At 41.9% G+C, this 9,849-nt stretch carries 12 protein-coding genes; 11 read left to right on the top strand and 1 reads right to left on the bottom strand.

The annotated features are described in order from the left end of the window. The 4 genes from J3998_RS04020 to J3998_RS04005 form a co-directional block, all read left to right on the top strand. Window positions 1–574: hypothetical protein (locus J3998_RS04020; protein WP_208148177.1), on the top strand; the 574-nt coding region annotated here is incomplete at its 5' end. A 143-nt stretch (window positions 575–717) separates the two neighbouring features. Further along, window positions 718–1,455 carry a TIGR01621 family pseudouridine synthase gene (locus J3998_RS04015; protein ID WP_208148176.1) on the top strand — a complete coding sequence of 246 codons (738 nt, stop codon included), beginning with the start codon at window positions 718–720 and terminating at the stop codon, window positions 1,453–1,455. A gap of 21 nt (window positions 1,456–1,476) precedes the next feature. After that, window positions 1,477–1,950, top strand: a complete 474-nt coding sequence (locus J3998_RS04010; protein ID WP_208148175.1) for a YcgN family cysteine cluster protein — start codon at window positions 1,477–1,479, stop codon at window positions 1,948–1,950. A 220-nt stretch (window positions 1,951–2,170) separates the two neighbouring features. After that, complete coding sequence (locus tag J3998_RS04005; RefSeq protein WP_208148174.1) at window positions 2,171–2,935, top strand: elongation factor-1 alpha; 765 nt, start codon at window positions 2,171–2,173, stop codon at window positions 2,933–2,935. A 71-nt stretch (window positions 2,936–3,006) separates the two neighbouring features. Here the strand turns inward: J3998_RS04005 and J3998_RS04000 are convergent, their stop codons facing one another. After that, window positions 3,007–3,489, bottom strand: coding sequence for an FKBP-type peptidyl-prolyl cis-trans isomerase (locus tag J3998_RS04000; protein WP_208148173.1), 483 nt, complete (start codon window positions 3,487–3,489; stop codon window positions 3,007–3,009). Window positions 3,490–3,578: 89 nt separating this feature from the next. On the opposite strand from J3998_RS04000, the gene J3998_RS03995 reads away from it, so the two are divergent. The 7 genes from J3998_RS03995 to trhP all read left to right on the top strand — a co-directional run bounded on the left by J3998_RS03995 (window position 3,579) and on the right by trhP (window position 9,705). Further along, window positions 3,579–4,001, top strand: a complete 423-nt coding sequence (locus tag J3998_RS03995; protein ID WP_208148172.1) for a CopD family protein — start codon at window positions 3,579–3,581, stop codon at window positions 3,999–4,001. 135 nt (window positions 4,002–4,136) lie between these two features. Further along, a complete protein-coding gene (locus tag J3998_RS03990; protein WP_208148171.1) occupies window positions 4,137–4,400 on the top strand; it encodes a hypothetical protein in 264 nt (87 codons plus the stop codon). A 95-nt stretch (window positions 4,401–4,495) separates the two neighbouring features. Next, on the top strand, window positions 4,496–5,872 hold the full coding sequence (gene rimO / locus J3998_RS03985; RefSeq protein ID WP_208148170.1) for a 30S ribosomal protein S12 methylthiotransferase RimO: 1,377 nt from the start codon (window positions 4,496–4,498) through the stop codon (window positions 5,870–5,872). Window positions 5,873–5,938: 66 nt separating this feature from the next. Then, entirely contained in the window at window positions 5,939–6,604 is a 666-nt protein-coding gene (locus J3998_RS03980; protein ID WP_208148169.1) for a nitroreductase family protein, read from the top strand. 131 nt (window positions 6,605–6,735) lie between these two features. Beyond that, window positions 6,736–7,566 carry a hypothetical protein gene (locus J3998_RS03975; protein ID WP_208148168.1) on the top strand — a complete coding sequence of 277 codons (831 nt, stop codon included), beginning with the start codon at window positions 6,736–6,738 and terminating at the stop codon, window positions 7,564–7,566. Next, on the top strand, window positions 7,559–8,089 hold the full coding sequence (locus J3998_RS03970) for a DNA-deoxyinosine glycosylase (protein WP_208148167.1): 531 nt from the start codon (window positions 7,559–7,561) through the stop codon (window positions 8,087–8,089). Before J3998_RS03975 ends, J3998_RS03970 begins: the two co-directional genes overlap by 8 nt. Before the next feature lie 77 nt (window positions 8,090–8,166). Beyond that, window positions 8,167–9,705: a prephenate-dependent tRNA uridine(34) hydroxylase TrhP gene (trhP, locus tag J3998_RS03965; RefSeq protein ID WP_279576209.1), complete on the top strand. Its 1,539-nt coding sequence runs from the start codon at window positions 8,167–8,169 to the stop codon at window positions 9,703–9,705. Window positions 9,706–9,849: the final 144 nt, after the last annotated feature.

Genomic DNA, 9,849 nt, shown 5'->3' with positions numbered 1-9,849 from the left:
AGTTAATGAAGTGACGACAACGGTTGACGAGTTAGTAAACGGTGTTCTAGCTGGAGACCTTGACCTAGGCGGTACAGTCAATAGTCTACTAGGTGAAAAAGGCGATGTAGATCAAGTTGTTGATGGTGTAACGGATGTCGTAGACGGGCTTTTAGGAACTAATACTTCAGCACTTCTTGATGATACTGTAGATAGTGTTACTACTGCTGTTAATGACCTACTAACTGGAATTCTAGGTTCAGGAGATCAAGGTATTGATTCAGCACTTAACCTTGATGCAGTATTGCCTAATGGTCTAGGGCTGTTTACCGCTTCAGCGAGTGGAGAAGGTGCCGATACTGAAAGCTCGATTGATTATTCTGGAATCATTACTGACGGAACAGAAGCTGGTCTTGATCAAATCGAAGGTTTGGATGCTCTAGCAGGTGATGAGGCAGTACAAGAAGTTACCGGTGAAGTAACCGGTCTTGTAGAAGGTGCGGTTGATACGGTTACTGATGTTGCAGGAGCATTGTTGTCGCTAACATCTAACAATCAGGATAATAACGGCGGTAATCTAGGTGGATTATTCTAAAAAACAATAAAAATTGATTACAAGGATGTAATCTTAGGCGCGGAGTTAAAAGCCGCGCCTTTTTTTATGCCTGCAATTTTTCAGCAATGGTGCTTGAAAGCGTTACAATTCCATTCCATCTAATTGTTTATAGTCATACAGCGATGCCAGAAGACATTTTTTCTTATTCAGACCCAATTAAAATGATTTATCAGTGCGACGATTTTATTGTTATCAATAAACCGACAGGCGTTAGTTTTCATTCTGAACAAGATAATACGGCAAGTGGGATTGTTCCGATGTGTGAGAAACAGTTTGGCATTGAAAAACTGTGGCCTGTTCATCGTTTGGATAAGATGACGTCCGGACTATTGATATTGGCAAGAGCTGCGACAGTGGCTGAGCAGCTGAATGAAAAATTTCGACAACGTCACATTGAAAAATATTATTTAGCTATTGCGAGTAAGAAGCCAAAAAAGAAAATGGGTTGGGTAAAGGGCGATTTGATGCCAGCAAGGCGTGGTAGCTTTAAACTTATGAAGACTCTAAAGAATCCCAGCATCACCCAGTTTATTAGCCAAACCATTTCTATTGGCGAGATAAAGCAAACTTCACCAAGTTTAAGGCTGTTTTTGCTTAAACCGCATACCGGTCGAACTCATCAGTTAAGAGTGGTTATGAAAAGTTTAGCAAGTCCAATTTGTGGTGACAGTCGTTATCAAGATAGTACCTTAGCCAAGGATTTTGATCGTGGTTATTTACATGCATACGGGTTACGTTTTGAATGGCAGGGACGGATGATTGAGTTGATCTGCAATCCTGATCAGGGGGGATTGTTCATTCAACTCGAACTACACGAACAGTTAGCGAAATGGTCGACGCCATGGTCTTGTTTTAAATAAACTTAATTTTAGGAAAGAAATATGACAGCTAGTGAAACAAGCCAAACACAAGCCTTAAGCGACAAATTTTGGGAACGAAAAACCCTTGATGAAATGACCGATGCAGAGTGGGAAGCGGTCTGTGACGGTTGTGGTTTATGTTGCTTAACGAAGTTACAAGACGAAGAAACTGATGAAATTGTCTATACTCGTGTCGTTTGTCCATACTCTGATCCGGGCACAGCGCAATGCACCGATTATGCGAACCGTTCAATTAACGTTCCGGCTTGTGTCCAATTGACTCGTGAACGGGTTGCAGAGTTTGACTGGCTGCCGGACACCTGTGCTTATAGAGTCCTGCATAATGGCCTGCCTTTACCTGATTGGCATCCGTTGCTTTCCGGTAATAAAGAGAGTGTCGCAGAAGCCGGGATTGGTTTAACAGCGATCCCCGTTATTGTTGACACTGGCGATTTAGATTATGAGGATTATTTATTGAATGAGCATGAAATATAGTCCTCATAAACAATAGTTATTCATTGATATTTGATTTTTAGATATAAGTAAATACTGTTAAAAAATATATTTATATAGCCCTTAAATTATCTATTGGTGCTTTTGTTCTTGACCCGACAAGATAGGAAAGTCTATAGAAATACTTACTGAAAAATACGTTAGAGATTTTCATGTTTTCTATAGAAATTACAAAAAAGACGGGTTTTGGACAGGAGTACGGATGCAAAATCAACATAAATCTTGGCTAAATTTGCCAAGCCTCTCAATACCGGTAAAAGCACTCTTTACCGGTTATCTTTTGGTTGTCGGTCTTGGTTTGCTTATGGCAGGCGCACAAATTATGCTAACGCACGGCATGGCGGATGGGAAATTCGGTTTATCAGTCGATGATATTGTCTATAGCTATTATGGCAATCGCGAAGGCTCAAAGTTAGAATCGAAATTAAACGGTTCGATGAAAGATAAAGCGACACCGGAAGAAAATTTCACAATGATTAAATGGGCACGCAATGGTGCATCAGAAAATGAGTGGAATTCAACTATTCAGCCTATCGTGCAGCAGAAGTGCGCAATGTGTCACGGGCATATTCCGGGGCTTCCGAATGTAACTAAATACGATGAAATGAAAGAGATCGCCAAAGTAGATGAAGGTGCTTCAATCGCTTCGCTAACTCGTGTTTCACATATTCACTTGTTTGGTATTGCCTTTATCTTCTTTTTTATAGGTTTGATTTTCTCAATGTCGGTTGGTTTCAAAAAATGGGCTAAGGCATTATTGATCTTTATACCATTTGCCTTTTTGATCGTTGACATTGCTGCATGGTGGTTAACTAAGATGAACCCAAGTTTTGCCTATTTTGTGATAGTCGGCGGTTTTGGTTATTCGCTAGCATCAACAATTATGATCTTTACTTCGCTGTACCAAATGTGGGTAATGCCATGGCGTGGAGCACACAGTGATGTAAATACTTGGCGTGAAGGTTAGGTATTGATTTCATCGCCTGTAAAATAAAAAAACCGCAGATGCGGTTTTTTTGTGTGATTAAGCTGTTTGGCTCAGTGATGGTGGTGACCGCCCGGACCGTGAGCGTGGCCGTGAGCAATTTCGTCTTCAGTCGCTGCGCGAACACCGGTGATTTCGATTTCAAAAGTCAAATCAACGCCTGCTAGAGGGTGGTTACCATCAACGGTTACATTCTCACCGTCAACTTTAGTCACTTCAACGGAGTGAGTGCCATGCTCAGACTGTGCTTCAAAACGCATTCCAACTTCAATGTTATCTACGCCTTGGAACATTGCCATTGGTACTTCTTGTACTAATTGCTCAACACGTACGCCATAACCGTCAGCTGCAGCAACTTCTGCAGTAAATTTATCGCCAACTTTTTTACCTTCCATTTGAGCTTCTAGACCTGGAATGATATTGCCGTGGCCGTGAAGATAGGCTAGCGGGTTGCCATTTGATTCATCAAGTGTTTCACCTTCTGCATTACTTAGTTTGTATTCAAATAGGCCGACGATGTCTTTAGTAAGTTCCATTGCTTCTTCCAAGTTATTTATAAAAAAATTCTTTAAAGGCTTTATGATACAGATTCATTTTGTAATTGCTAATCTAAGGAGAAAATTGAATGTTATGGCTTAAGACTTTTCATATCCTGTTTATGATGTCATGGATGGCTGGGATATTTTACCTGCCACGTATTTTTGTGCATTTTGTCGAAGGTAAAGAAGCTGGCCAAGACGTGGCTCGCTTAGCAATTATGGCCGAGAAGCTGTATAAATTTATGACTATTATGATGATGCTGGCGATTGGTACCGGTATCTGGTTGTGGTTGGCATATTTCCCGATTGCCGCCGGTATGGGTTGGCTACACGCTAAGATTGTTTTTGTTGTACTCATGCTGGTTTACCATCTGTGGGCGAAAAAGCGCATGTTAGAAATGCAGCAAGGGCACCTAGATCATTCGGGCGTCTACTACCGTTGGGCGAATGAAATTCCATTGGTCTTAGTAACCATCATTTTGATTTTAGTTGTGATTAAGCCTTTTTAGGGTGTTTACCAAATCAAGTAAGCCGCTTTTAAGAGCGGCTTTTTGCTTTTTATATATTAAGTGATAACAATTTGCATTAGCATTACTGTGAAGTTATGATGACTAAGTTATTGATTATTATTTGGAGAGCAGGAGATGAACAGTAATAAAGAGATGGTGCAGGTCGCTCTACCTAAGGAATTACTGCAACAGTTGTTTAAGGGGGGTCAACTTAAACCAAAAGACTTACAGTGCTTAAACGATGAAAGCAAACAGATTGTACGTACTTTATGTTTGGAAAGTTGTAAGCCGGAAAGTTGCAGTCACTGCTCATTGCATCAACTTTGTGGTCAAACTGTGTACTCATCGGTCAAGCAAGAAATTGAATTGGTTTCATTCCCCAAAATCACTAATCAATAAATCGTCATCAGTTTACGGTTTCCAATACAAGTCGCTCGTTAATTCGTTAAAATACGCTCAATTATCAAAAGCCCAATTTTAGCGAGTGCATTTTTATGTCAAAACAACAGCCTACCGTCGGTGTTATTAGTCTTGGTTGCCCTAAAGCGACAGTCGATACCGAGCGAATTCTGACCCAACTTCGTACTGAAGGGTATAACCTCACCAACTCTTATGAAGATGCAGATACCGTTATTGTTAATACTTGCGGGTTTATTGATAGCGCGGTACAAGAGTCTCTTGATACCATCGGTGAAGCGTTAGAAGAAAACGGCAAGGTAATTGTTACGGGTTGTTTAGGCGCTAAGGACGATGTCATTACCCAGGTACATCCAAAAGTTCTTGCAGTATCCGGTCCTGCGGCCTATGAAGAAGTGGTCTCGGCGGTGCATGATGTTATCGCACCACCAAAACATAACCCATTTGTTGATTTAGTCCCGCCGCAAGGCATTAAGCTAACGCCGAAACATTTCGCGTACCTGAAAATTTCTGAAGGCTGTAACCACCGTTGTACTTTCTGTATTATCCCGTCGATGCGTGGTGATTTGGTCAGTCGTCCGGTTGCTGATGTGATTGCAGAAGCAAAACGTTTAAAAGAAGCCGGCGTTAAAGAGCTGTTGGTGGTTTCTCAAGATACTGCCGCTTACGGTGTCGATGTCAAATACAAAACCGAATTTGCCGATGGCCGTCCAACTAAAACCTCTATGGTTGGGTTATCAGAAGCCTTGGGCGAATTAGGCGGCGTCGAGAATTTCTGGGTTCGTCTACATTACGTTTACCCATATCCGAATGTTGAAGAAGTGATTCCATTAATGGCGGAAGGTAAAATTCTGCCTTATCTGGATATGCCGCTTCAGCATGCTAATCCGCGTGTGCTCAAAGCGATGAAGCGTCCAGGAAATATTGATAAAACATTAGAACGAATCAAAAAATGGCGTGAACAAGTACCTAATCTGACAATTCGCTCGACATTTATTGTTGGCTTCCCGGGTGAGACTGAAGAAGAGTTCCAAGACCTATTGGATTTCTTAGAAGAAGCCCAGCTTGACCGTGTTGGTTGTTTCCAATACTCGCCGGTTGAAGGTGCTACTGCGAATGAGATCGCCGAGCAAGTACCGGACGAGATCAAGCAAGACCGTTGGGAGCGTTTTATGGAAACTCAACAGCGTATTTCTGCCAATAAGATGCAAGCCAAAGTCGGGCAAGTGATGCAAGTTCTTGTTGATGAAATTGACGATCAAGGTGCGGTGGCGCGTTCAATGGCGGATGCTCCGGAAATCGACGGTATGGTTTTTATTGCCGACGGCTTTCACCTTCAACCGGGGCAATTTGTGCAGGTCAAAATTGTTGCGGCTGATGAGTATGATTTATGGGCCGAGCCGATTGTTGAATTTGAAACCGATAAAGAAACGTCCTTTGTTGAACTCGGTTAGCCCCGTGTTTTTCAAGACCCGCTTCGGCGGGTTTTTTATTGTCTTTCAATAGCTTGGAGAGAATAAGTGAAAGTCAGTCAAGCCTTATTGCAACGTCGTTCAACGCGTGCTTTTTTACCTAAAACGGTAGAGCGTGAAAAAATTACCCAAATTCTTGAACATGCCAAATGGTCGCCATCCGGTGTCAATATGCAACCGTGGCAAGTTTATGTTGTAGCAGGCCAAGCCAAGCAGCAATTAAGTAATTTATTGTTATCTGCTTTTGAATCGGGAAAAACACAAAACATGGACTATTCATATTATCCCTGTGAGTGGAAAGCACCTTTTAAGCAACGTCGAGTCGCTCTTGGTATGGAAATGTTTTCGCTATTGAATATTGCGCGTGACAATAAGGATGCACGAGTAAAGCAGTGGGGAAGAAACTATCTTGCATTTGATGCACCATGTATGTTGATTTTCAGTATCGACAGTTCGCTAAAAACAGGTTCCTATTTGGATTACGGGATGTTCCTACAGTCAATCATGCTTATGGCCGAGGAACTTAGTTTTTCGACTTGCCCGCAAGCGGCTTTAGCCGAATATCCAGATATTCTTCGTAATTTCTTCAAGGTAGATGCAACGCAACATTTTATCTGCGGTATTGCATTGGGATATGCAGATACGGAAGCGACGGTAAACCAACTCAAGCCATCACGCGCAGAAATTGAATCGTTTACAACTTTTATCGACTAGCGCGTAAATCCTGCTGAATAAATTATCCAAAAATGTTTTCAATCATTTTTACCCCATCATACAATGGTCAATAGAAGATTGCTAAAAGGCTTTGCCTTAATTCTAATAATATGGGTAATTAAAAATAAACAATGAGCCAACAATTCAACAACAACGATATCAGTCCTGAAAGAATTCAGTCCGAACTACATAGCCTGCTAGGGGAGTTGAGTGATTTCAGGAATTTGATGTTGTCACTTTGTGCTGAACAAATCTGGTTACCGGAAACTTGGCAGAGCAAAACCAAAGAAAAAGTGCGTCAGACAGCTGAGCATTTAACGCAGATTTATTTTCAGCCGGATCAAGATGGTAAAGAAACCACGCTTCTGCCGGGAATTATCTTGGCGGATGAGGATTTTATCCGAAAGGTTGAACGCATTAACGCCAGTAAGTTACTTTTTAAACAGCGTATGCAATTTGCCAAGAAAACACTCGGACGTAGTCCTTATCTCAGTTTGGTAAAACAGGTAATTCACCCGCATTCAATTAGCTTGCTGCAACTGTATCGTGATTTTCGTTGTCTGTATGAACCGGTTATCGAAGTGAAATTTTCATGGGTATTTAAAGAAACGGCTAATGTAAAGCTCAGTGTGCAGGGCGCGATTAAACATATCGAAGAGCAAATTGAAAATCTTAAAATTCAACAAGATCTAATTCATAAAGTGGCGAGTTTAGGGGATGTCGAATTTTTGTATCAAAGGCAAATTGCGCCACATTTGCAAGCCAATATTAAATTTGAAGCCGACAAACCAATCGCGAAAAAAGTCCACTCGCCATTGTTTTTAATGCAGGAGACGATGCCGCAACTTCCGCAACAGGAAATTCCGCTACAACCAACAGCGCAAGTTAAAACGCGTGCACCCCGTAAAGACAAAAAGCAATGGCAAAGATTGTATGAAGGATTAAACCTTTACTATGCCTAATCTCTATGACAATAAACAGATAAACGGCTTTGCTCCTATCATTGCCGATAAACCGAAGATAATGATTCTTGGCACCATGCCAAGTGTTAAATCGCTAGAGGATGCGTTTTATTATGCGCACCCTCGCAATGCCTTCTGGCCGATTATTGAAAGCCTAATCGGTCGTGACTTGCCGACAGAGCAAGATAAACGTAATGCTTGTAATGAACTTGGAATTTTATTGTGGGATGTGTTGGCTGCTTGCGAACGTGAAGGCAGTTTGGACAGTGCGATTAAAGTACCGGTAGCGAATGATTTTGACGCCATTTTCAAACAATATCCAAGCATTCAAGCCGTGTTTTTCAACGGTCAACCAGCAGCGAAACTTTTTAAACAGTATGTACAGAAACAACAAGTCCTTCCTGAAAATCTTAAATTCGATACTTTAACTTCTACCAGTCCGGCAAACGCTCGATTAACAATTGAGGCTAAAGCTTTGTTATGGAAAGAAAAATTGTCAGCATACTTGTTTAATGAATCCTAATATTCTCATGCGTAAACTCTAAAATTCCTGTAAAATATTGGGTTCTTTTTTAATTATGTTCATGTAGGAGATTTGCCTTGCAAGCAGAGACTCAAAATGCAGGTTCAGTCAACGTTGTTTCTGAACTTCTTTCACCAGCGGGAACGCTGAAAAATATGGAATATGCGTTCGCTTATGGCGCGGATGCGGTTTATGCCGGTCAACCTCGTTACAGCCTGCGTGTGCGTAACAATGAGTTTAACGAAGAGAATTTAGCGAAAGGGATTGCTCGCGCCCATGAACTGGGTAAAAAGTTCTATGTGGTGTCGAATATCGCTGCGCATAACTCAAAAGTTAATACCTACATGAAAGACATCAAACCAATTATCGACATGAAGCCGGATGCGCTGATTATGTCTGATCCGGGTTTGATTGCAATGGTTCACGCCCAATATCCTGAACAAGAAATTCACCTATCGGTTCAGTCGAATGCGGTTAACTGGGCAACGGTTAAATTCTGGTATGACAACGGTGTGCGTCGTGTTGTTTTGTCACGTGAACTATCGATTGCCGAAATTCGTGAAATCCGTGAAAAAGTTCCAGAGATGGAACTTGAAGTATTTGTGCACGGTGCTTTGTGTATCGCCTATTCAGGTCGTTGTCTACTGTCTGGTTACATCAATAAACGTGATGCTAACCAAGGGACTTGCACCAATGCTTGCCGTTGGAACTACAACACCTACGAAGCGAAAGAAGACGAAACCGGCGAGTTAGTCGGTACGCCGAAAATCAATGTTGAAAACATTACCGATTTAACCGGTACGACTGACCGTCCGGCGCCAGAAACCACAACTTACAGTCCGACTCTTGGTGAAGGTGAAACCACTGACCAAGCGATGCTGCTTGAAGAAGAAGGGCGTCCGGGTGAATTGATGCCAGCGTTTGAAGACGAACACGGTACCTACATCATGAACTCAAAAGACCTGCGTGCGGTTGAGTTGATTCCTGAACTGGTTGATATGGGTGTTCACTCTTTGAAAATCGAAGGGCGTACTAAGTCGCATTACTATGTGGCGCGTACCGCTCAGGTTTACCGTAAAGCGATTGATGATGCATTGGAAGGTAAAGAGTTTGACCGTACTTTGCTGGAAGACCTTGAGAGTCTAGCAAGTCGTGGTTATACCGAAGGTTTCCTTCGTCGTCACGTGCATTCTGAATACCAAAACTATGAATATGGCGTTTCAAAATCTGAACGTCAGCGTTTCGTGGGGGAAGTAGTAGATGTCATTGAGCGTGATGGTCGTTCAATGCTAGAAGTGGATGTGAAAAACAAATTCTGTGTTGGCGATTCAATCGAAATCATGTCACCAGCCGGTAATGTTTCAATGGTTCTAGACCATATGCAGACGCACCATGATGAAGTTGTAGATTGCGCCAAAGGCTCTGGTTGGGTGGTACGTATTCCAAACCCATTTAAAGATTTAGATGAAGAGACTTTAAAATACTGTCTGGTTATGCGTAATGAATCTTGGGGTGGTGACGTTAAACGCGATGCCGCGGCTAAGAAAGCAAAAGACGAGCAGAACAAAATCGACGAAGCGAATCGTGCAGCGGCAGCAGCGAAAAAAGCGAGCTAATCACTACTGCGAACACTGAACTTTTTGTTAAAAACAGTCTTAAAATGCCCATTTACTCGTTGTAAACTGCGCTTTCTAGGCTGTTTTTGCCTTGATTTCAGTATTCTCATAACGTGATTAATTCTGCTTTTAAGCGAAGGAAGA

This window comes from Thiomicrorhabdus marina (assembly GCF_017571465.1).
GTDB lineage: Bacteria > Pseudomonadota > Gammaproteobacteria > Thiomicrospirales > Thiomicrospiraceae > Thiomicrorhabdus > Thiomicrorhabdus marina.
The sequence above is the reverse complement of the archived record's forward strand: the minus strand, read 5'-3'. Positions and strand labels throughout refer to the sequence as shown.